Below are 19,866 nucleotides of genomic sequence, written 5' to 3' on the forward strand. Positions count from 1 at the left end.
CCGTGTGCGCTTACTACTGATCGAGGATGACATGGGCCTGGGCGAAGGTATTCATCAGGCCCTCACGCGCGAGGGCTACACCGTCGACTGGTTGCAGGACGGCAGCAGCGGCTTGCACGCACTGCTCAGCGAAACGTTTGATCTGGCCGTGCTCGACCTCGGTCTGCCACGAATGGACGGGCTCGACGTCCTGCGTCGCCTGCGTGACAGTGGCTCCAACCTGCCGGTCCTGATCCTCACGGCCCGGGACGCCACCGAGGACCGTATCGCGGGTCTGGATGCCGGAGCGGATGACTACCTGATAAAACCGTTCGCCCTCGCAGAACTCAAAGCCCGGATACGGGCCTTGTTGCGACGCAGCGCTGGCCGGGCCCAGATGGTGATTGAACACGCGGGCATCAGCCTGAACCCCGGTACCCAGCAAGTCAGCTATCTGGGCGAGCCCGTGGCCTTGACCCCCAAGGAGTATCAGTTACTCCATGAACTGCTTTCCCCTCCTGGCCGGGTCATGACCCGCGATCAACTGATGCAGATACTCTACGGCTGGAGCGAGGAGGCGGAAAGCAACACGCTGGAAGTGCATATCCATCATCTGCGCAAGAAGTTTTCCAGCCAGTTGATCCGAACCATCCGTGGTGTCGGCTATCTGGTGGACGAACGCCCATGACCTCCATTCGCCAGCGCACGCTCACCTTGATTCTTGGCCTGCTGTTCCTCGGTCTACTGATCATGACCGCCGTCAACCTGCATGACAGCAATCATGAAATTGATGAGGTCTACGACGCCCAACTGGCGCAAAACGCGCGTCTGTTGCAAGGCGTGATGCGCATGCCAATGGCCAGTAAGGAGCAAGCAGAGCTGTACCAGGCGTTCAATCAAGCGCTGGGGCTTGCCGTGCCTAAGGTCGATGGCCATCCGTATGAAAGCAAGATCGCGTTCCAGGTCTGGAACTCGGACGGCACGTTGCTGGTTCACACCGCCAGCGCACCCGCGTTTACCTCACCACCGAGCAAGGCCGGTTTCAGCGCCATCACGGACGTCAACAACCGAGCATGGCGCGCGTTTGTCTTGGAGGATGCGCAATATAATTTGAAGATTTGGGTGGGCGAGCGTGACGACGTGCGTGACGATCTGGTGAATCGGATTGTCCGCCATACGGTGTTGCCCAATCTGATTGGCTGCGTGCTGCTTGCCGCAGTGATCTGGCTGGCGATTGGCTGGGGCTTGAAACCTCTGGTCAACATGGCGCAAACCCTGCGTGCGCGGCATCCAGGCTCGCTTGAGCCCTTGCACTTGAATCCATTGCCCACTGAACTGGAGCCCATGCAGGCCGCCCTTAACCGCGTGCTCGCACAAATCCAGGAGGTCATGGGGCGCGAGCGGCGTTTTATCGCCGACGCCGCCCATGAGATGCGCACACCGTTGGCGGTGCTTAAAGTTCACGCAGAAAACCTGAAGGACGCCGCTAGCGAGGATGATCGACGCGCGTCCCTTGAGCACCTCATGGCAGGTGTCGACCGTACCACCCGACTGGTCAATCAACTGCTGACCATGGCCCGTATTGAACCCCGCACCTCCGCCCTTGAGGCGCCAAAAACAGATCTGGTGGCGACAGTCCGGGACAGTCTGGTGCAGATGACACCCTGGCTCTTGAGCAAGGAACTTGAGCTGGTGTTCGACCCTGTCGACGAAGTCGGCCTGGTCAAAGTCGACACCGGGATCATCCAGATTGCCTTGAACAATTTGGTGAGCAATGCGGCAAACTTTTCCCCGCCTGGAGGGCTCATCACCGTCGGGCTGGCCAAACACAACGATCACTACGAGTTGAGTGTCGAAGACCAGGGGCCGGGCATTGATGAAGCAGAACGTGATCGACTGTTTGAGCGCTTCTACAGCCGTGGCAATGACCACGGCGCAGGCCTGGGCCTGACCATCGTGCAATCCATCGCAAATCGCCTGGGTGGACAGGTCCGCTTGGAAAACCGGCCATCGGGTGGTTTACGGGCAACCTTTGAGTTTGCCCGGCTTTAGGTCGGTGCATGCCCGTAAAAGCATTTGGCCAAGCCCACTCGCCCGACTGCTGAGCTGATATCATCGAAAGATCAACGCGCCGAGTAAACCGCATGAACCGTCGTAAAAAGATCAATCAGTTATTAAAAGCCAACGCCAAAAAGGCCAGTGCCAAACTGGCCCCCAAAAGCAAAGACAAGTACATCAGCAAGGCCGACCGCTTGAAGCTGGAAGCGCAGCCACCTCAGGACCCGACCATTTCCCCTGACACGCCCAACTGATTCAGGGCACTCTACGCCGGCGCAACAGTCTGCTATCAGACACCCACACTCGCCCGGCGGAGCTTCCCATGATGATTGTTCACCACCTCAACAACTCACGCTCGCAGCGCATTCTCTGGCTGCTCGAAGAACTCGGCCTGCCCTACGCGCTCAAGCGCTACCAGCGCGACCCAAAAACCAACCTCGCACCACCAGAGCTCAAGGCGATCAACGCGCTGGGCAAATCGCCGGTGCTTGAAGATGGCAGCCGCGTGGTGATCGAGTCCGGCGCCATTGTTGACTACCTGATCCGCCGCCATGGCCAGGGTCGCCTGCAACCCGACCCGGCCACGGCCGCCTACGACACCTACGTGCAATGGCTGCACTTTGCCGAAGGCTCGGCCATGCTGCCGCTGATGCTCAACCTGTACGTCGGCCGCCTGGGTGATGCCGGTGCGCCGTTGCATCCGCGGATCGAGTCGGAACTGGCCAACTACCTGGGTTACCTGAACGACGCCCTGGCGCAGTCACCGTACCTGCTGGGTGAGGAACTGAGCGGTGCGGATATCCAGATGAGCTTCATTGGCGAAATCGCCAAGGCCCAGGGCAAGCTGCCGGCGTACCCGAACCTCGCGGCGTGGGTCCAGCGGTTCCAGGCCCGGCCGGCCTATCGCAAGGCGCTGGAACAGGGTGGGGAATACGCGTTTGCCCAGTAAATCACCGGGCATTTGACTGCCCTTCCAAAGCCGGCATAATTGCCGGCTTTTTTCGGGATGTCTTCATGCAACGGATTGTAATTCTGGGCAACGCCAGCAGCGGCAAATCCACCCTCGCCCGCGCCCTTGGCCAGCGCCTCGGCCTGCCCGTGGTGCACCTGGACACCCTGTTCTGGGAACCCAACTGGGTCGAGACCGACGCCGAACAATTCCGCACGCGAGTACGCGAAGCCGTCGCGTCGGACACCTGGGTGTGTGAAGGCAACTACGCCCGGCGCACCTTCGACCTGCGCCTGCCCCGTGCCGACCTGATCATCTGGCTGGATACACCGCGACTCACCTGTTTCACCCGGGTACTGATACGCAGCGCCATGAAACGCCCTCGCGCGGATCGGCCCGTGGGGTGTACCGACAAGCTCGACCGGGAGTTTCTGACCTTTTTGAGTTTTGTATGGAATTTTGATCGCGGCTATCGGCCGGGTATCGAGGCGATGCGCCTGGCAGTGGGGCCGGATGTTCCGACAGTGCATTTGCGCGGTAACCGGCAAGTGGCAGATTTTCTCGACCGCTTGCCCGGCCTTGCCATCGGCGTGTGATAACGTGCGCCCAGGCCCACCGTGCAGGCACTTGCCCATGTCCATCGCCGATAATCTGCTCGCCTTTACCCTCGCCGCCGCCCTCCTGACCCTCACTCCCGGGCTCGACACCGCGCTGGTGTTGCGTACCGCGACGGTGGAAGGCAAGCAGCAGGCATTGCGCGCGGCATTGGGTATCAATGCGGGCTGTTTCTTATGGGGCGCGGCGGTGGCCTTTGGTTTGGGTGCGTTGATCGCGGTGTCGGAGGTGGCCTTCAACCTCTTGAAGTACTGCGGCGCCGCTTATCTGGCCTGGCTGGGCCTGAATATGCTGCTGCGCCCACGCACCTCCCTGACGGTCGGTGAGGCTCACGCCCAACCCGGCACCCGCTGGTTCTTGAAAGGCATGCTGGGCAATGTGCTCAACCCCAAGATCGGGATTTTCTATGTGTCGTTCCTGCCGCAGTTCATTCCCCAGGGCCATTCGTTGATCGCCTGGACATTCGGCCTGGTGAGCATCCATGTGGTGCTCGGCATGGCGTGGTCGTTGACCCTGATCGGCGCCACCCAGCCACTGGCCGCAGTGCTGCGCCGGAGCAAGGTGATCACCTGGATGGACCGCAGCACCGGCCTGCTTTTTGTGCTGTTCGCGACCCACCTGGCATTGAGCAAACGCTAGTCAGGGCTTCGACGAAGATCAAGGTGGGCGCTGTCGAGCCCCTGGATCACTGCGGCTTCGGGGCCGTCATGTACTGGCTGAAGTTGTTGATGTGATCATCCAGATTGTCTTCCAGCATCATCCGGTACTGCTCACAGAAGTACTTCAACATCGCTTCCCGCGCCTCGGCCATTTCCGCGCCGGACTTGAAGTTGCGCGCACTGGCCCAGGCGTTGAAACGGGTGGTGCCGAACATCATCGAGGCACTGACCTGGCCCAGGTTCTCGAGGGTTTTCAGTTGCTCGTTCGACAATTCGATATGCGCGTCGGCGCGGTCGTAGAAGGCTTGGTCGGTAGCGTCTGGCATGGTGGAACACCTGGGTTGGATAAATGAGTCATTGAAACATTTGCGGCAGGCAAGACCCTAGACCGGGTTCGTCGCCTCCAGCAACTGCGTGATCCAGCGCACCTCTTGCGCCAGTTCCTGCACTTTCTGTTCGGGCAACGCTTGTCGGGCCTGGGCCAACTGATCCAGGGTGCGTTGCTTGTAGCGCAGCAGGCGTTGCCATTTGGCCAGGAACGCCGGGCTGCGGGCCTGCATCTGCAGGGGGCCGAAGTACAGCTGCTCGGCGCTGTAGCTCACCGGCCCGCTGCGCTCGGCGACGATGATTTCGTAGTCGAAGCGGTTTTCCCGTAGCAGTTCCTCGCAGAGGATGCGATAGCCGTTGTCCATCAGCCACAGGCGCAGCGGTTGTTCGCCGCCGTTGGGTTGCAGGATCAGGCGTTCCCGGCCACTGAGATGCGCCTTGCCGCGCTCGAGGATATCGCGGATGGTCTCGCCGCCCATGCCGCAGATACTGACCGCGTCGAGCAGGTCGGCCGGTTCGATAGCCGCCAGGCCATCGGCCAGGCGCACGTGGATGTGCAGTTCGTGGCTGTTGTCGCACACCGTGCGCTGGGCGGCGCGGAACGGCGTCAACGCCACCTCGCCGGCCACTGCCGCGACAATCGCGCCACGGTTCATCAACGCCACCGGCAGGTAGGCGTGATCCGAGCCGATATCAGCCAGGCGCGCGCCGGCCGGTACCTGGGCCGCCACGCGCTCCAGGCGCTTGGACAATGTGTTGTGGTTCAACTGCTGTTCCTTTTCGCGGCACTTTTGCCCTCAGTGCGGGCGCGCATGATGCGCGGTGCGCGCCGCAGGGTAAAGCGCCGCCGTCGGCGCCCGCCAGGCGAGCGCCTTGTACAGGCCCACGGCATTGCCATAGGACACGGCCTGCGCCTGGGCAATGGCCTGGCGCAGGCTGAGCAGCTCGCGCAGAAAGCGGTTGCAGCAAAGATCGGGCAGGACTATAAAACCTCAACTTAACTTGAGGGCAACCCCCATGGCAGCAGAAAAGAACCCGGACGGTGTGCGCTCCCTCACCATCGGCGAGGTGGCCAGGCGCAGTGGCGTACCCATCTCCACCCTGCACTTCTACGAGTCCAAGGGCTTGATCGCCAGCACCCGCAACGCCGGCAACCAGCGGCGCTTCCCGTCGCTGGTGCTGCGCAGCATTGCGATTATCAAAGTGGCGCAACGCACCGGCATTCCGCTGGAAGAGATCAAACGCGCCATGGGCCGCTATCCGCCGAACAGCAAATTGACGGCCGCGCAATGGGGAGAAATGTCCTCGGCCTGGCGCGACAACCTCAACGAACGCATCCGAACCCTGGAAGCCCTGCGCGACAGCCTGGACAACTGCATTGGCTGCGGCTGCCTGTCGCTCAACGACTGCCCGTTGCGCAACCCCGGCGATACCTTGAGCCAGGAAGGACCGGGGCCGAGAATCCTCGAACGCGCCGCTACCGCATCTGAAACGCAATCCTCCAAACCCTGAAGATCAAGGTGGAAACTGTCGAGCCTTGGCGAGGCTGCGATGGCGGCGGTATTGCTGGGGTTGATGTTGGCTGAACTACCGCTATCGCAGGCAAGCCAGCTCCCACCTTGGATCTTCAGCACATTGAGTACCGTATGCATCCTGCGATGACAGCTGAAATGCAATCCTCCACCCGCTGAAGATCGAGGTGGGAGCTGTCGAGCCCCGGCGAGGCTGCGATGGCGGCGGTATTGCTGGGATTGATGTTGGCTGACCCACCGCTATCGCAGGCAAGCCAGCTCCCATCTTGGATCTTCAGCACATTGAGCATCGTATGCATCCTGCGGTGGCAGCTGAAATGCAATCCTCCACCCCCTGAAGATCGAGGTGGGAGCTGTCGAGCCCCAGCGAGGCTGCGATGGCGACGGTATTGCTGGGATTGATGTTGGCTGACCCACCGCTATCGCAGGCAAGCCAGCTCCCACCTTGGTTCCTCAGTACATTGAGTACCGGATGCATCCTGCGGTGGTAGTGAAATGCAATCCTCCACCCCCTGAAGATCGAGGTGGGAGCTGTCGAGCCCCAGCGAGGCTGCGATGGCGGCGGCATTGCTGGGATTGATGTCGGCTGACCCGCCGCTATCGCTGGCAAGCCCCCCACATTGGATCTTCATTGCCTTGGCAGGTCGGTGCTGACTACGCCGATGACACTTTTGAAGTAAGCCGCCCTGGGCACTTTCCTGATAATCGAACGATTACTGACGAAATGCCGAGGCCCCGCCATGACGCGTGCATCCACCGAACAGGTCCCGCCGCAAACCCTGAGAAAAGTCATCGTCGCCGCCGGTATCGGCAACTTTGTCGAGTGGTTCGACTTCGCCGTGTATGGCTTTCTCGCCACCACCATCGCCCAGCAGTTTTTCCCCAGTGGCGATGCCAGTGCGGCGTTGCTCAAGACCTTCGCGGTGTTTGCCGTGGCCTTTGCCTTTCGGCCTCTGGGCGGAATTTTCTTTGGCATGCTGGGTGATCGCATCGGCCGCAAGCGCACCCTGGCGATGACGATTTTGCTGATGGCCGGGGCCACGACCCTGATCGGCCTGCTGCCCACGTATGCCGCGATTGGCGTCACGGCGCCGATCCTGTTGTCGCTGATCCGTTGCGCCCAGGGCTTCTCCGCCGGCGGTGAATACGCCGGCGCCTGCGCCTACCTGATGGAGCACGCGCCCAGCGATAAACGGGCGTGGTATGGCAGCTTTATCCCGGTATCGACCTTTGCCGCCTTTGCCTCAGCGGCGGTGGTGGCCTATGCATTGGAGGCTTCGCTGTCGGCCGAAGCCATGGGCAGCTGGGGCTGGCGCCTGCCATTCCTGATCGCTGCACCGCTGGGCCTGGTGGGCCTGTACCTGCGCTGGCGGCTGGATGAAACCCCGGCGTTCCAGGCGGTCAAGCAGGAACACGCGGTGGCCCACTCGCCGCTCAAGGAAACCCTGCGCAACCATGGCGCGGCAATCTGCTGCCTGGGCGCTTTTGTGTCGCTGACGGCGCTGTCGTTTTATATGTTCACCACCTACTTTGCCACGTACCTGCAGGTGGCCGGTGGTTTGAGCCGGGCGACGGCGTTGCTGGTGTCGCTGATTGCGCTGATCTTCGCTGCGGCGATATGCCCGCTGGCCGGCTGGTATTCCGACCGGGTCGGGCGGCGCGTCACAGTAATGACCGCCTGCGGGCTGTTGATGGGGGTGGTATACCCCTCGTTCCTGATGGCCAGTTCCGGCTCGTTCGCCGCGTCCATCATCGGCGTGATGCTGCTGGCGGTGGGCGCGGTATTGTGCGGCGTGGTCACGGCCGCCCTGCTCTCGGAGACCTTCCCGACCCGCACGCGCTACACCGCCTCGGCGATCACCTACAACATGGCCTACACGATCTTCGGCGGCACCGCGCCGCTGGTGGCGACCTGGTTGATCAGCACCACCGGTAGCAACCTGTCACCGGCGTTTTACCTGATTGCCGTGGCCTTGCTCGCGCTGGCCGGCGGCCTGGCCTTGCCGGAGACCTCGCGCATTTCCCTGCACGACGCATAAGGCGCGAACCTTTCTCGCGCAAACACCGTCCGAGCTAGGGCATCGATGCTTTTCGCCCGCTCGGAGGTTTGTGTTTGAAAGCTGCCATCGTCAAAAAGTACCGCCTGATTATCAAGACCATGGGCTATGTCGGCTGGGCACTGTTCTGGCTGCTGCTGTGGGATATTGCGGTCACCGTGGACTTCATGCTGTTCCTCAACGCCAAGATCAACCTGCCGCTGATGCCCCTGACGCTGCTCGGCTCGGCGCTGGTGGTGCTGATCAGCTTTCGTAATACCAGCGCCTATAACCGCTGGTGGGAGGCACGCACGCTGTGGGGCGCGATGGTCAATAACTCACGCAGCTTTGCGCGGCAGGTGCTGACGTTGCTGGATGACCCCGACAACGAGGTCAATCCGATTAAGTCGACCTTGCTGCGCCGCCACGTGGCCTATGTGAATTGCCTGGCGTCGCACCTGCGGGGCGAGCCGTGCCCGGAGGAAGTGCGGGCATTTATTCCTGGGGATGAGTTCGCGCGCAACGGCGCTACCAACAACTTTGCCAACGATATCCTCACCGGCTCCGCGGCCCTGCTGGCCCGCGAATACAAGGCCGGGCGCCTGGACAGCATTCGCCTGGCGCGGCTGGAATCAACCATGGTCGATCTGTCCAACAGCCAGGGCGGCATGGAGCGCATCGCCAACACACCACTGCCCTACCCCTATGTGTATTTCCCCCGGCTGTTTATTTCGCTGTTCTGCCTGATCGTGCCAGTGGGGCTGGTGGAGTCCCTGGGCTGGTTCACCCCACTGGCATCGACGGTGGTGGGTTTTATGCTGCTGGCCATCGAACGCATCGGCACCGACCTGCAAAGCCCGTTTCGCTCCAGCGAGCACCAGATCCAGACAGAGGCCATCTGCGAAACCATCGAGAAAAACCTGCAGTCGATGCAGCGGGATTCGTTGGGGGATGTTCGCAGGGGCCATTAAAAAGCCTGCATTTTTCGAGCGCATAGATAATAATGAGTCGCATTAAACATTTCGTTTATCACAGTGCGCTCTTCCCCGCAGAGTGAGCGTCGCATTAATCAGAAGGATCTCTATGCAAAGCTTTTACCTGCACTCGATGCGCCTGCTGGGCGCACTTTTTTTGCTTGCCTGTACGCTAAGTGCCCAAGCCGCCACCGATGAAACCGACCATTCGGCCACCTTCGAAAAAAACCACCAGTCGTACGTGATCAATGCCGATGGCAGCTTTGTCCAGATGGTTGAGTTGGTCACGCGGATCAATGAAGAGCGAGCGATCAAAGACAACGCACAGCGTTCGCTGAGCTACAACCGCTCCCTGGAAAACCTCGAGGTGCTTGAAGCCTTCACCCAAAAGCCCGACGGCCGCAAGGTGAAGGTGGGCGCCGAGCAGATCAAGGAACAACAGGAGACCGCCTCTTCCGAGGCGCCGATGTTCCAGGACTCGCGGGTCAAAGTGGTGATATTTCCAGAGGTAGCGGTCGGTGACCGGCTGGTCCTGCGCTACCAGCGCCAGCGCACCACTGCCCTGTTCCCGCAGCAGTTCGAAGACTTCTACGTGCCGGACTTCTACGATGCCGAGCAGTTGAGCCTGAGCTACGACTTGCCAGCCGACAAGCCGCTGTTCGTCGATGCCCGGGGCTTCAAGGCCAGCACCCCGGCCGCGGCTGCCGGGCGCAAGGTGTACCGTTGGGACTACGTACCACAGGAAAAGGCGCGCATGGAAACCGGCGCCGTGTCCTACGTCGATTACGGCCAATTCCTCGCGGTCTCGACGTTCGCCAGCTACAAGGACTTTGCCCAGGCCTATGAGGCCAGAGCCCAGGTCGAAGTGACGCCGGCCATTGCCGCCTTGGCCAAGCAACTTACGGCCAACCTGAGCACCCCGCGCAGCAAAGCCCTGGCCCTGAGCGACTGGGTGCGTAAGAACATTCGTTATGTAGCGGTGTATGTCGGCGCAGGCGGCGTAGTACCGCACCCGGCCCAGGCCGTGCTGGACAACCGCTATGGCGACTGCAAGGACCATGTGGCCCTGCTGGAAGCCATGCTGCGCGCGGTAGCGATCGAGAGCTCGCCGGTGCTGGTCAACCTGGGTAACAGCTACACCCTGGCCAAAGTGCCCACCCTGGGTGTGCTCAACCACGCGATCACTTATGTGCCGGCCCTGGATCTGTATCTGGACTCCACCGCCACAGCCATCGCCGCGGGCTACCTGCCGATCCCGGTGCTGGGCAAGCCAGTACTGTTGACGCAGTCCGGCGAAATGGCCAAGACCCCGGCCGCGCAAACCGGCAAGGTCACCAACGACCTGCTGTTCAAGGTCGACAGCAACGGCGCGGCGGACTTTGTGCATGCCACCACCGTGGAAGGCTGGGGCTCAGAGTTCAATCGCTACCTGCTCAATGCAATGAAACCGGCTGACCGCGACTCGATGATCCGCAACGTCCTCGGCTGGTACGGGCAAACGGGCCAGGGCACGTTCAAAAGCGACTCCTTGCAGGATGAAGTCAACCCGTTCAAGAACACCCTTGAAGGGCGCACCGACAACCTGGTCAACCTGCCAGGCCCGACCGGCGTGCCGGCGCTCAGCAGCCTGGTCGGCGGCATTGCGCAGAACGTGTTTGCCTTCGCCTCGGAAAAAGACCGCACCCAAGAGTTCGGTTGCCTCTCGGGAGAAACCCAGGAGCAGGCCCGTTTCGAGTTCCCCAAGGAAGTCACCGTCCTCGCCGTGCCCAAGCCACAGTCCCTACAACAGGCCGGCTTTGACTACCAGGCCACCTACGCCAAGGAAGGCAACACGGTGCTGATCACCCGCCACTTCAAGTTCGCCCATGCCAATACCGTGTGCAGCCCCGAGGACTTCAAGGCGATGAAGCCGGTGATCGAAAGCATGGTCAACGACCTGAAGAGCCAGATCATCGTGCAGACGCTGTAACTCCCCAGGTCATGCCGGCTGGTGACTGGTCACGCAGTGAATACCACCACCGCCGGCTGCAATCGCGTCGATATCCAGTTGCACCACCTTGCGCCCCGGATAGAGCCGGGACAGTAAGTCAAAGGCCTTGCGGTCAGCGGCCTCGTCGCCAAACTGCGGCGCAATCACCGCGCCGTTGATCACGAAGTAGTTGATGTAGCCGGCGGCATAGTCCGGATTGTCCCGGCTGAACCGGTTGCGACGCGGGTTCAGCGGTGGCGAGACGGTGTGTATTTGCAACGGCCGGCCATCGGCATCGCTAGCCTGCTTGAGCACGTCCAAGTGGGCCAAGGTCACCTGGAGGTCGTAGGATTCAGGGTCAGTGTCCAGGTTGGCGATGACCACGCCCGGCGAGACAAAGCGTGCGTAAAAGTCGACATGGGCGTCGGTAATGTCCTTGCCCTTGATACCCGGCAACCAGATGATCTTGCGCAAGCCCAGTCGACTCTTCAGCTCAGCCTCGACGTCGGCCTTGCTCCAGCCGGGGTTGCGGTTGGCATTGATCCAGCTACTTTCGGTCATGATCCCGGTGCCATGGCCATCCACTTCGATGGCACCGCCCTCGCCCACCAGTTCGCTGCGGATGTAAGTTGCGCCTGCCAGCTCGGCAACGTGAGCCGCCAGCTCGGCATCGTCGGCGTGCTGCTGCTTGTTACCCCAGCCGTTGAAGTTGAAGTCCACTGCGCCCAACTGGCCATTGTCATCCACGACAAAGTTGGCGCTGGTGTCACGCATCCAGATGTCATCCAGCTCGGCGTGTACGAAGGTGATGTTACGGGTGCCGCATTTTTCTTCGGCCAGCTCACGCTCATCTTCGCGGCAGAACACCGTGACCGGTTCGTACTCGGCAATCGTACGGGCGATACGGCCCAGGGCGTCCTGCACAGCGGGGGTGAAGTCCTGGTGAATCGCCTCCTGGGCGCCAAAGGCGATAAAGGCGCGCTGGTGTTTCTCGCCCTCATCGGGCATGAACCAGCGGCCTTGGACCGCAGCGTAGACGGGCAGCCCCATGGACGCGGCGGCGCCCAGGCCGGCCACCACCGCGGCCTGTTGGATGAATTGGCGACGTGTGCTCATGTGCACCTCTGGGTTGACCGTCATTGACCGATGGCCGTCTTGAACTTAGTCCAAACCCGCATGCGTGCGCGCATATCGGCCTGGGGAATATCCTGCCCGGCCACCAGTCGTTTGAAGGTGGCGTCGTCCGGGTAAATGTCCGGGTTGTTGCCCATGGCCGGATCGACGCTGGCGCGGGCCTTGGCATTGGCCGTGGGGTAGCCGGTGAAATTGCTGATGGCCGCCATGTTCTCTGGGCGCATGACAAAGTTGATAAACGCGTAGGCGTATTCCGGATGCCGTGCATCCACGGGGATGGCCATGGTGTCCATCCACACCGTCGTGCCCTCGCGGGGGATGTGGTATTGGAAGCGCGCCTTTTTACCCGCCGCATCCGCCGCCCGCTGCGCCTGGGTCATGTCGCCGCTGTAGCCCAGGGACAGGCACAGGTTGCCATTGACCAGGTCAGTCACCGGTTGCGACTGAAACTTGCGGATATACGGCCGCAGTTTGAGCAACAGGGCGCTGGCCGCAGCCAGGTCCTCGGGCTTGGCACTGCGCGGTTCGCGCCCCAGGTAGATCAGCACCACGGCCAGTACTTCGTCGGGCGAGTCGATCAGCGAGATGCCGCAATCGGCAAATTGGCGAGCCAGTTCCGGCTTGAATAACAGGTCCAGGCTATTGACCGGCGCATTCGGCATGCGCTGTAGGATTTGCTCTGCGTTATAGGTCAGGCCAATCGTGCCCCAGGTATAGGGCACTGTGGCCTGATTGGACGCGCGGTAATGGCTGCGCAGTTGTTGCAGGCCCGGCTCGATATCCTCCAGCGCCTCAAGTTTTGCCGGATCCAGTGGCTGCAGGCTGCCGGCGCGCATCAAGCGCTCGCCCACCGTATCGCCCGGGAAGATCAGGTCATAACCACTGCCACCGGCCATCAGCTTGGCCTCCAGCGTTTCGCTGCCATCCATCACGTCATAGATCACCTGGATCCCGGTTTCGGCAGTAAAGCGCGCCAGGGTGTCCTCGGCAAAATAGTCGGCCCAGTTGTACAGGCGCAGGATCTTTTCATCGGCCTGTACCGTCGGGATGACGATGCTCAGGGCCAGGGTGCAGTGGATCAGCTTCATGTCATACCCCTTGGGTCTGCCAGCGTGGATGCAGGTGGCGACCGTCCTGGGTCAGTAAACCGCCATACATGTCAGGGCGGCGGTCGCGGTAGATGCCCCAGGTCAGGCGTTCTTCGGCCATGGCCGCCAGGTCCAGGCACTGGAGCAGCACACCGCTGCCGGCGCGGTCGGCCTCGGCCAGCAGCGCGCCTTTGTGGTTGCAGATAAATGACGAGCCGTAGAACTCCATCTGCAAGGTTGAGTCGCTGCTCGCCACTTCCCGACCGACACGATTGGCCGCCACCACCGGCAGCAGATTGGCGGCGGCATGCCCGCGCATGGTCATCTGCCAGTGATCACGGGAGTCCAGGCTGGCACAACCCGGTTCGGAGCCGATGGCAGTGGGAAACAGCAACACCTCGGCGCCCAGCAACGCCAGGCAACGCGCGGTCTCGGGGAACCACTGGTCCCAGCAGATGCCCACGCCGAGGCGGCCGAACGCGGTGTCCCAGACCTTGAAGCCGGTGTCGCCGGGGCTGAAGTATTCCTTCTCTTGATAGCCAATAGCGTTGGGGATATGGGTCTTGCGATATACCCCCAGCAGTTGCCCGTCGGCATCGGCCACACTCAGTGAATTGAAGTAGGCGTTGCCGGCCTTTTCGAACCAGCTCAGCGGCAGCACTACTCCCAACTCCCTGGCCAGCGCGGCGAAGCGCTTGAGCACCGCGCTGTGGCGGTACTCTTCAGCCAAGGCCAGGTGCTTGTGTTGTTGTTCGATGCAAAAATACGGCGTGGCGAACAGCTCTTGCAGCAGGATGACCTGCGCGCCCTGGGCCGCCGCTTCACGCACCCGTTGTTCGGCCTGATCAAGGTTGTGTTGCAGGTTCCAGGTGCAGGGCATCTGGGTGGTGGCAATGGTCAGCTGGCGCATGGCATCACTCCTTTACCGGCCAGGCTGGCTGCTGCTGGGTGATGCAATGCACACCGCCGCCGCCATGGGCCAGGTGGTTGATGCGCACCGGCACCACCACACGATCCGGAAATACCTGGGCCAGCACATCGGCAGCCACCTGGTCCGCCGCGATGCCATAGGCGGGCATGATGATCGCGCCGTTGGCAATATAGAAGTTGGTGTAGGAGGCGCAAAACACCTCGGCGTCGGCATCCACCGCCTCGCTGGCCTCAAAGAGTTCGATCAACTCGAACCGGCGGCCCTTGGCATCGGTGGCCAATTCCAGGGCGCGGCGGTTTTCCCGTGCGACCTCGGCGTACACCGAACCCTGGTCGTGCGTGGCATCTACCAGCAGCACGCCGGGGCGGGCAAAGGCGCACACGCCATCGACATGGCCATCGGTCACATCCCCGGTGACATGCTGCGGGTCGCCTGGCAACCAGATGGTTTTTGTCACCCCAAGCCAGCGCGCAAAGATCGCCTCCATTTCGGCCTTGCTCATGCCCGGGTTGCGATTGGGGTTGAGCAACACCGACTCGGTGGTGATCAACGTGCCCTCACCGTCCACATGAATCGCCCCGCCTTCATTGCTCAACGGCGTGCCAAAGCACGGCAGGCCCAAGTGGTTGAGGGTGCGCCGAGCGAGGCTTTCATCCAGGTCATAGGCTGACTTGCCGCCCCACGCGTTAAAACGCCAGCTCACACCGGCCAGGCCCAATTGCGGGTGGCCAATAAAGCTGGGGCCGGAGTCGCGGCACCAACTGTCGTTGACCGCCAGCGTGATCAGTTCAATGTTGGGGCCGCACAGGGCTTTGGCCGTGTCGAGTGCAGAAGGGTCAACCACCAGCTTCACCGGCTCGAACCGCGCGATGGCATTGGCGACCCGGGCAAAATCCGCCTGCACCTGGGCCAGCGTTACGCGCCATCCCGACTCCCAGAGCGCCTGGTTATGGGGCCAGACCATCCAGGTCGCAGCATGCCTGGCCCATTCCGCCGGCATCCTCCAGCCGCTGTGTGGCATCTCGTTCTGCAGCATGACAACCCCCTTCTGAGTTAAGCCCTTGTGTTCACCAAAAACGGCGTACACGCTATGGGGATCCATGCTACGTTTGGCCAAACCGCCAAACAAACGATGGATTTTGCAGATAAATGATTAGAAAAACTTATCAGCATGCTTAAACACTGGCCGCCCCTGGGGGCACTACGCGGCTTTGAAGCGGCGGCGCGGCTGGGCAGTTTTCACAAGGCTGCCAACGAACTGCACCTGACCCAATCGGCCATCAGCCAGCAGATCCGTAGCCTGGAAGCGTACCTGGAACAGCCGCTGTTCTTTCGCAACGGGCGCAGCGTTGCCCTGACCGATGCCGGCCATGATTTCCTCAGCACCACCCAGGCCCTGTTGCAGCAGTTGTCCGTGGGTGTGCGCCGACTGGGGCAGTACCGCAAGGCCAATCAACTGGTGCTCAACACCACCCCAGCCTTTGCTCGCCACTGGCTGCTGCCGCGCCTGGCCGACTTCCGCCGGCACCACCCGGACGTGGATTTGTGGCTGTTCAGCACCGACGAAGTACCCGACATGGCCACCCAGACCATCGACCTCGCCGTGCGCGATGACATCAGCGCCCAGGCCGAGTGCAGCTTCAAAGTGCTGCATACCGACCGCCTGTATCCCGCCGCCCACCCCAGCGTACTGGCCCTGCCCCGCGAGCAACGCACCACCCTGCATGGCGAGCGGGAAATGGATTGGAGCCATTGGGCGGTGGAAGCCGGGATTGATGTCGGCCAGCAGGACCAGGGGCTGAATTTTTCCGACCCCGGCCTGCTACTGGACGCGGCCTGCGGTGGCCTGGGGATCGCACTGGTCAGCCAGTTACTGAGCCAGCACGCACGCGAAAATGGCCTGCTGCACCCCTTGGTCGACGCCACCATTCGCGGCCCCAACTGGGCCTTGCTGACCCACCGCGACAGCGAAAGCGACCCACTGGCGCGCAGCTTCAGCCAGTGGTTACTGGACAACCTGGCACAGGGTGCCGCACATGAGTGAAGGACTGGAGGACATCCTGGCCGAGCGCCTGGCGGTGATTTTTTGCGGGATCAATCCGGGCCTGCTGGCGGCCGCTCAGGGCCATCACTTTGCCGGGCGTGGCAACCGCTTCTGGCGCACCTTGCACCTGGCCGGGTTCACTGCGCATCAAGTGCTACCTGAGGATGACCGGACGCTGCTGCAGTACCACTGCGGGCTGACGACCGTCGTGGAACGGCCAACGGCGCGGGCCGATCATTTGTCGCGGGATGAATTCAAGGCGGCGGCCGACGGGTTTGAACACAAGATCCGCCGTTATGCACCGCGCCATGTGGCGTTCCTGGGCAAGGCGGGTTATTGCGCGCTGTCGGGGCTGCGCGAGGTGACGTGGGGGCTGCAACCGCAGACACTGGGGGATGCTGCCGTGTGGGTACTGCCCAATCCCAGCGGGCGGAATCTGGCATTTACGTTGGAGCAATTGGTGCAGGCGTATGGGCAGCTCTATTTGGCAGCATTCCCTGGAAGCCGCGCTGCTTGCGCCCGTTCAGATAGCGGCATGCTGGGTGGCAGCAACGACAGCACATAAGCCATGCGCGACGCACTCCCCAGGTTCACGATCAATGTGAACGGCGAGTCGCTGAACTCAAACACCAGATTAAAGGTGCCATAAGCACTGCGCACATCCACCCGCGACACATCGCACAACGGCCGTTGCTTCTGACGTAAAACCCGGTAAATCATCTGCTGGCCATCAAGACGAAATACCGGGTTGAGGCTGTTGGTGGCCAACGCCACCCAAGGCACCCTGCGCAACCCGACAAAACTGGCCAATACCGGAATCGCCTTGCCATCAATGCCAGTACCGGGGGCATAGGCAGGAGCTACCGACTTGGGTTTGCGCAGCTTCTTGAACAGCCAGTACATGAACCAAAACGACAGCCCCTGACCGATAACCACCACCGCGCCGAAGGCTAAATCCAACCAACTGATATTCATGGTTTTTCCTTAAACGCCCAATATCCATAGCATTTCGGCGAAGAGTAAAACGTTTCCACACCCTGTCACACACAGGCTGAAAATCATACAAAACGTTTGACTTATCCTTTTCAATCAGTAAGATACGCCGCATTCCGCGATAGCTCAGTTGGTAGAGCAAATGACTGTTAATCATTGGGTCCCTGGTTCGAGTCCAGGTCGTGGAGCCATATCTCAATCGGATCACCCAAGCTGGTGATCCAGGCATAGCATAATCTACGCGTCGTCTCTGATTCTTCACTTTAGAGACCATTGCCATGAAAATCGCTGCAGTACTCTCAACAAAAGGCGGACCGGGGAAAACCACGGTCACAGCCAGTCTAGGCGCGTTCTGCGCCGACTCCGGTCTTCGCACCCTGCTCATTTGGCAAATAAATGCTTCTCTGTTGGTCCTCCCGAGCCAAGTCGAGCGTTTTGCCAAAGACTTGTCCGCCATTTAACGACGTGGCCAAACTCAAGGTATTGAACCGCAAATGAGCAAACATCGACGGCTCGATTATCACTGTCAGAGGGAATCATAGAGCTGCCGACGTGACGTCCCTTGCCTGTGTCCAGGGCAACACCCAGCAACCCCGAGGCATCGACACCAAAACCAACGGTACCATCGGTATATCCCGACTTGACGTCCAGCAGGGACCCTGCGGCCACTCTTCGGTTTTCGAAGGGGCAGCGGTGCTATCACGGTTTTCTTTATTGAAGTAGAAGTCTCTCATTCCTAAAGTAGCTTTGCTATCACTTAGAAAGTCAGCAAACGTCTGGCTACTCTTGGCAATACCGCCAAACATTAAAGCTGCAGATATTTTATTTGCGCTCACTTATAACGCTCCATTTTTATAATTCTTAAGTAACAGAAGCAACAAGTAAATCTTCCACGCGAACGCATCAAATTAATATGCACAACTGGAATACCTTTCATCTTATCTGCTGGTGTAATCCATCTTTCTGGCTCCAGATGAGTCAGGAAGTATTTTTAATCCTGGCGAACGCCCCCTTACGCCGTTTACGTTAATTTCGTTCAACACCTAAAATTGCATCATGGTCATTAAGCGCGGTATTCAGGGCTATGAAATGAAGGCCCGTTTGGTTTTAGCCGGATTCCCTCACGAAGTCTTTTCCACGGAATGTCCGCAGGATCTGCAGTCATGGGCCCAGGCGCTTTAGCAACGAGTATTTGGTCGGCAATCGGCGCGAAATCGGCCCGAAAATGAACAGAGCTTTTGTTAACCAGTACACTCATTTGCTCGGGTTCTATACCTGCTATCCGATACAAATTCCTGTCCAGCATCTGACATTTACCAGAGCTGACAGCAACCTTCACTCCCCCGATTTTCAAGCATGCGACAGGCCCCACATCAACCTCCATACCATTCATCATGGGGCCTGCAAAACGACAGCGGCCATCGGATAGATGCATTACCTCAAAGCGACCCTGCAAAGGGCTATCGCCCAGTGCACCTGACTGTCCTCCCAGCGTTATTTCAATGAAACTGCCTACCCCGGCTGCAATGGCGGACTGAACTGCTGCCGGGTCATAAAGCAATCCTACGGCGGCATTAGTAGCACCGTGTTTAATGAGTGCTTTAAGCATTCCTGTTGTGTTCGAATCCCCGCCTGCTCCCGGGTTGTCTTGGGTATCAGCAATGACGATTGGACGCTGGGCGGTTTCTGCTAATGTCATTGCTCGGAGAACGGCTTCGTCCGGGAGCAGGAAAGGTACTTCCCACTGATCCTCCTCCCCCACTACCTTTTTATAAAGGACAGCAACAGCAGCCTTGATCGCTTGCCTGTCTGTTCCATAACCCCAGATAACCGGCCCACACTCCTCGAAATCAGCAGCCGGAAAGCCTGGAGTAAATGACAATGAAAGACCTTCGGACTCAAGGTGTTCTAATTGCTCGTAAAGGCTTCGTGCTGGATCCATGAGCGTGCACATCCCGTTTATCGGGATCAGGAAAGGGAGTCGCAGGCTCTCGCAATGCAGTTTTCCCGAGCGGAGCCGCAATTCAAGTAATTTGGCGGCTCGTGCGCCAGTATCAGCCATATCCACGTGGGGATAAGTACGAAATGCAACCATTGCATCTGCGTGGTTGAGCATCAACTCAGTAACATTAGCGTGTAAATCCAAAGATATGACTATCGGAATATCCTGGCCGACAACAGCTCGCAGCCGAGCTAGGAGCGTTCCTTCTCCGTCGTCCGTATGTTCGGCAACCATTGCGCCATGCAAGTCTAGATATATACCGTCGATTGCTTCGTTTGCAGCGGCCTTTATGATTTCATCGGTAATGCGGTCGTAGGTCTCTTGAGTAACATGCGCGGATGGACTGGCTCCAGCCCAGATCACCGGGACTACTTCATAGCCCAAGCGCTCTGCTTCAATCAGAAACCCGCCTGCCGGAATATTAACATTCCGAAGCTCCAACATCTCAACGCCTCTTACCATCTGAGGAAAACCTTCACCCCTGACAAAATTCTCATATTCAGCTTTAGAGGGCGCGAACGTATTTGTTTCGTGTTGAAAACCAGCGATCAGAATTCGATATGTCATGGCTATTAA

The 19,866-nt window shown here is 60.1% G+C and carries 21 protein-coding genes, 1 tRNA gene and 2 pseudogenes; 15 read left to right on the forward strand and 9 right to left on the reverse strand.

The annotated features are described in order from the left end of the window. The first annotated feature begins 4 nt into the window (after positions 1 to 4). The 6 genes from HBR93_RS10020 to HBR93_RS10045 all read left to right on the forward strand — a co-directional run bounded on the left by HBR93_RS10020 (position 5) and on the right by HBR93_RS10045 (position 4,240). Positions 5 to 667, forward strand: coding sequence for a response regulator (locus HBR93_RS10020; protein ID WP_057438583.1), 663 nt, complete (start codon positions 5 to 7; stop codon positions 665 to 667). Next, positions 664 to 2,031: an ATP-binding protein gene (locus HBR93_RS10025; RefSeq protein ID WP_169960219.1), complete on the forward strand. Its 1,368-nt coding sequence runs from the start codon at positions 664 to 666 to the stop codon at positions 2,029 to 2,031. The genes HBR93_RS10020 and HBR93_RS10025 overlap by 4 nt, the downstream gene beginning before the upstream one ends. A 92-nt stretch (positions 2,032 to 2,123) precedes the next feature. Continuing rightward, positions 2,124 to 2,291 carry a DUF2986 domain-containing protein gene (locus HBR93_RS10030; protein ID WP_169960220.1) on the forward strand — a complete coding sequence of 56 codons (168 nt, stop codon included), beginning with the start codon at positions 2,124 to 2,126 and terminating at the stop codon, positions 2,289 to 2,291. 68 nt (positions 2,292 to 2,359) lie between these two features. After that, positions 2,360 to 2,986 carry a glutathione S-transferase gene (locus HBR93_RS10035; protein WP_057438581.1) on the forward strand — a complete coding sequence of 209 codons (627 nt, stop codon included), beginning with the start codon at positions 2,360 to 2,362 and terminating at the stop codon, positions 2,984 to 2,986. A gap of 65 nt (positions 2,987 to 3,051) precedes the next feature. Next, positions 3,052 to 3,582 carry an AAA family ATPase gene (locus HBR93_RS10040; protein ID WP_169960221.1) on the forward strand — a complete coding sequence of 177 codons (531 nt, stop codon included), beginning with the start codon at positions 3,052 to 3,054 and terminating at the stop codon, positions 3,580 to 3,582. A 37-nt stretch (positions 3,583 to 3,619) separates the two neighbouring features. Beyond that, the gene (locus HBR93_RS10045; RefSeq protein WP_169960222.1) at positions 3,620 to 4,240 is read left to right on the forward strand and encodes a LysE family translocator; all 621 of its coding nucleotides are present in this window, start codon (positions 3,620 to 3,622) and stop codon (positions 4,238 to 4,240) included. A gap of 46 nt (positions 4,241 to 4,286) precedes the next feature. On the opposite strand, the gene HBR93_RS10050 is transcribed toward HBR93_RS10045, so the two are convergent. Together HBR93_RS10050 and HBR93_RS10055 are read right to left on the reverse strand one after the other, a co-directional pair. Further along, positions 4,287 to 4,586, reverse strand: coding sequence for a DUF3144 domain-containing protein (locus tag HBR93_RS10050; RefSeq protein ID WP_057438578.1), 300 nt, complete (start codon positions 4,584 to 4,586; stop codon positions 4,287 to 4,289). A gap of 57 nt (positions 4,587 to 4,643) precedes the next feature. Further along, entirely contained in the window at positions 4,644 to 5,354 is a 711-nt protein-coding gene (locus HBR93_RS10055) for a tRNA (adenine(22)-N(1))-methyltransferase TrmK (protein ID WP_057438577.1), read from the reverse strand. On the opposite strand from HBR93_RS10055, the gene HBR93_RS10060 reads away from it, so the two are divergent. From HBR93_RS10060 to HBR93_RS10080, 5 genes are all read left to right on the forward strand, one after another. Then, the gene (locus HBR93_RS10060; RefSeq protein WP_157717227.1) at positions 5,346 to 5,588 is read left to right on the forward strand and encodes a hypothetical protein; all 243 of its coding nucleotides are present in this window, start codon (positions 5,346 to 5,348) and stop codon (positions 5,586 to 5,588) included. The two genes, HBR93_RS10055 and HBR93_RS10060, sit on opposite strands and share 9 nt — an antisense overlap. A 16-nt stretch (positions 5,589 to 5,604) precedes the next feature. Next, complete coding sequence (gene soxR, locus HBR93_RS10065) at positions 5,605 to 6,099, forward strand: redox-sensitive transcriptional activator SoxR (protein ID WP_057438576.1); 495 nt, start codon at positions 5,605 to 5,607, stop codon at positions 6,097 to 6,099. A gap of 760 nt (positions 6,100 to 6,859) precedes the next feature. Then, entirely contained in the window at positions 6,860 to 8,158 is a 1,299-nt protein-coding gene (locus HBR93_RS10070) for an MFS transporter (protein WP_169960223.1), read from the forward strand. A 74-nt stretch (positions 8,159 to 8,232) separates the two neighbouring features. Next, positions 8,233 to 9,126 (forward strand): bestrophin family ion channel, encoded by an 894-nt coding sequence (locus HBR93_RS10075; protein WP_057960253.1) that lies wholly within the window; start codon positions 8,233 to 8,235, stop codon positions 9,124 to 9,126. Between the two features lie 112 nt (positions 9,127 to 9,238). Further along, complete coding sequence (locus HBR93_RS10080; RefSeq protein WP_115128653.1) at positions 9,239 to 11,098, forward strand: DUF3857 and transglutaminase domain-containing protein; 1,860 nt, start codon at positions 9,239 to 9,241, stop codon at positions 11,096 to 11,098. A gap of 9 nt (positions 11,099 to 11,107) precedes the next feature. Here HBR93_RS10080 and HBR93_RS10085 read toward each other — a convergent pair whose 3' ends face one another. Genes HBR93_RS10085 through HBR93_RS10100 form a run of 4 tightly spaced genes read right to left on the reverse strand, consistent with a single transcriptional unit; the run spans position 11,108 to position 15,287 of the window. After that, positions 11,108 to 12,214 (reverse strand): agmatine deiminase family protein, encoded by a 1,107-nt coding sequence (locus tag HBR93_RS10085; protein WP_169960224.1) that lies wholly within the window; start codon positions 12,212 to 12,214, stop codon positions 11,108 to 11,110. 20 nt (positions 12,215 to 12,234) lie between these two features. Continuing rightward, positions 12,235 to 13,320 carry an extracellular solute-binding protein gene (locus tag HBR93_RS10090; protein WP_169960225.1) on the reverse strand — a complete coding sequence of 362 codons (1,086 nt, stop codon included), beginning with the start codon at positions 13,318 to 13,320 and terminating at the stop codon, positions 12,235 to 12,237. A 1-nt stretch (position 13,321) separates the two neighbouring features. After that, positions 13,322 to 14,230 (reverse strand): N-carbamoylputrescine amidase, encoded by a 909-nt coding sequence (aguB, locus tag HBR93_RS10095; RefSeq protein ID WP_057960256.1) that lies wholly within the window; start codon positions 14,228 to 14,230, stop codon positions 13,322 to 13,324. A 4-nt stretch (positions 14,231 to 14,234) separates the two neighbouring features. Continuing rightward, on the reverse strand, positions 14,235 to 15,287 hold the full coding sequence (locus HBR93_RS10100) for an agmatine deiminase family protein (protein ID WP_057438571.1): 1,053 nt from the start codon (positions 15,285 to 15,287) through the stop codon (positions 14,235 to 14,237). A 135-nt stretch (positions 15,288 to 15,422) separates the two neighbouring features. On the opposite strand from HBR93_RS10100, the gene HBR93_RS10105 reads away from it, so the two are divergent. Next, positions 15,423 to 16,295 carry a LysR substrate-binding domain-containing protein gene (locus tag HBR93_RS10105; protein ID WP_057438570.1) on the forward strand — a complete coding sequence of 291 codons (873 nt, stop codon included), beginning with the start codon at positions 15,423 to 15,425 and terminating at the stop codon, positions 16,293 to 16,295. After that, positions 16,288 to 16,860, forward strand: a complete 573-nt coding sequence (mug, locus tag HBR93_RS10110) for a G/U mismatch-specific DNA glycosylase (RefSeq protein ID WP_169960226.1) — start codon at positions 16,288 to 16,290, stop codon at positions 16,858 to 16,860. The genes HBR93_RS10105 and mug overlap by 8 nt, the downstream gene beginning before the upstream one ends. Here mug and HBR93_RS10115 read toward each other — a convergent pair. Further along, positions 16,776 to 17,270 carry a hypothetical protein gene (locus HBR93_RS10115; protein ID WP_169960227.1) on the reverse strand — a complete coding sequence of 165 codons (495 nt, stop codon included), beginning with the start codon at positions 17,268 to 17,270 and terminating at the stop codon, positions 16,776 to 16,778. The two genes, mug and HBR93_RS10115, sit on opposite strands and share 85 nt — an antisense overlap. 133 nt (positions 17,271 to 17,403) lie before the next feature. On the opposite strand from HBR93_RS10115, the gene HBR93_RS10120 reads away from it, so the two are divergent. Together HBR93_RS10120 and HBR93_RS27140 are read left to right on the forward strand one after the other, a co-directional pair. After that, positions 17,404 to 17,479: transfer RNA gene (locus HBR93_RS10120), tRNA-Asn, on the forward strand. An 87-nt stretch (positions 17,480 to 17,566) separates the two neighbouring features. After that, positions 17,567 to 17,674: pseudogene (locus tag HBR93_RS27140) on the forward strand (ParA family protein); the annotation flags it as partial. Between the two features lie 118 nt (positions 17,675 to 17,792). On the opposite strand, the pseudogene HBR93_RS10130 reads toward HBR93_RS27140, so the two are convergent. Beyond that, positions 17,793 to 18,124: pseudogene (locus HBR93_RS10130) on the reverse strand (OprD family outer membrane porin); the annotation flags it as partial. Positions 18,125 to 18,351: 227 nt separating this feature from the next. After that, the gene (locus HBR93_RS10135; RefSeq protein ID WP_169960229.1) at positions 18,352 to 19,857 is read right to left on the reverse strand and encodes a M81 family metallopeptidase; all 1,506 of its coding nucleotides are present in this window, start codon (positions 19,855 to 19,857) and stop codon (positions 18,352 to 18,354) included. Between the last annotated feature and the right edge of the window lie 9 nt (positions 19,858 to 19,866).

It is taken from the genome of Pseudomonas sp. WS 5411 (assembly GCF_012985595.1).
Taxonomy (GTDB): domain Bacteria; phylum Pseudomonadota; class Gammaproteobacteria; order Pseudomonadales; family Pseudomonadaceae; genus Aquipseudomonas; species Aquipseudomonas shahriarae.

Excerpts from the sequence above, each read along its gene's own strand:
- HBR93_RS10025 (WP_169960219.1), top strand. The coding sequence starts at position 664 with ATGACCTCCATTCGCCAGCGCACGCTCACCTTGATTCTTGGCCTGCTG.
- HBR93_RS10030 (WP_169960220.1), top strand. The coding sequence starts at position 2,124 with ATGAACCGTCGTAAAAAGATCAATCAGTTATTAAAAGCCAACGCCAAA.
- HBR93_RS10035 (WP_057438581.1), top strand. The coding sequence starts at position 2,360 with ATGATGATTGTTCACCACCTCAACAACTCACGCTCGCAGCGCATTCTC.
- HBR93_RS10040 (WP_169960221.1), top strand. The coding sequence starts at position 3,052 with ATGCAACGGATTGTAATTCTGGGCAACGCCAGCAGCGGCAAATCCACC.
- HBR93_RS10045 (WP_169960222.1), top strand. The coding sequence starts at position 3,620 with ATGTCCATCGCCGATAATCTGCTCGCCTTTACCCTCGCCGCCGCCCTC.
- HBR93_RS10050 (WP_057438578.1), bottom strand. The coding sequence starts at position 4,586 with ATGCCAGACGCTACCGACCAAGCCTTCTACGACCGCGCCGACGCGCAT.
- soxR (WP_057438576.1), top strand. The coding sequence starts at position 5,605 with ATGGCAGCAGAAAAGAACCCGGACGGTGTGCGCTCCCTCACCATCGGC.
- HBR93_RS10070 (WP_169960223.1), top strand. The coding sequence starts at position 6,860 with ATGACGCGTGCATCCACCGAACAGGTCCCGCCGCAAACCCTGAGAAAA.
- HBR93_RS10080 (WP_115128653.1), top strand. The coding sequence starts at position 9,239 with ATGCAAAGCTTTTACCTGCACTCGATGCGCCTGCTGGGCGCACTTTTT.
- HBR93_RS10085 (WP_169960224.1), bottom strand. The coding sequence starts at position 12,214 with ATGAGCACACGTCGCCAATTCATCCAACAGGCCGCGGTGGTGGCCGGC.
- HBR93_RS10090 (WP_169960225.1), bottom strand. The coding sequence starts at position 13,320 with ATGAAGCTGATCCACTGCACCCTGGCCCTGAGCATCGTCATCCCGACG.
- aguB (WP_057960256.1), bottom strand. The coding sequence starts at position 14,230 with ATGCGCCAGCTGACCATTGCCACCACCCAGATGCCCTGCACCTGGAAC.
- HBR93_RS10100 (WP_057438571.1), bottom strand. The coding sequence starts at position 15,287 with ATGCTGCAGAACGAGATGCCACACAGCGGCTGGAGGATGCCGGCGGAA.
- HBR93_RS10105 (WP_057438570.1), top strand. The coding sequence starts at position 15,423 with ATGCTTAAACACTGGCCGCCCCTGGGGGCACTACGCGGCTTTGAAGCG.
- mug (WP_169960226.1), top strand. The coding sequence starts at position 16,288 with ATGAGTGAAGGACTGGAGGACATCCTGGCCGAGCGCCTGGCGGTGATT.
- HBR93_RS10115 (WP_169960227.1), bottom strand. The coding sequence starts at position 17,270 with ATGAATATCAGTTGGTTGGATTTAGCCTTCGGCGCGGTGGTGGTTATC.
- HBR93_RS10135 (WP_169960229.1), bottom strand. The coding sequence starts at position 19,857 with ATGACATATCGAATTCTGATCGCTGGTTTTCAACACGAAACAAATACG.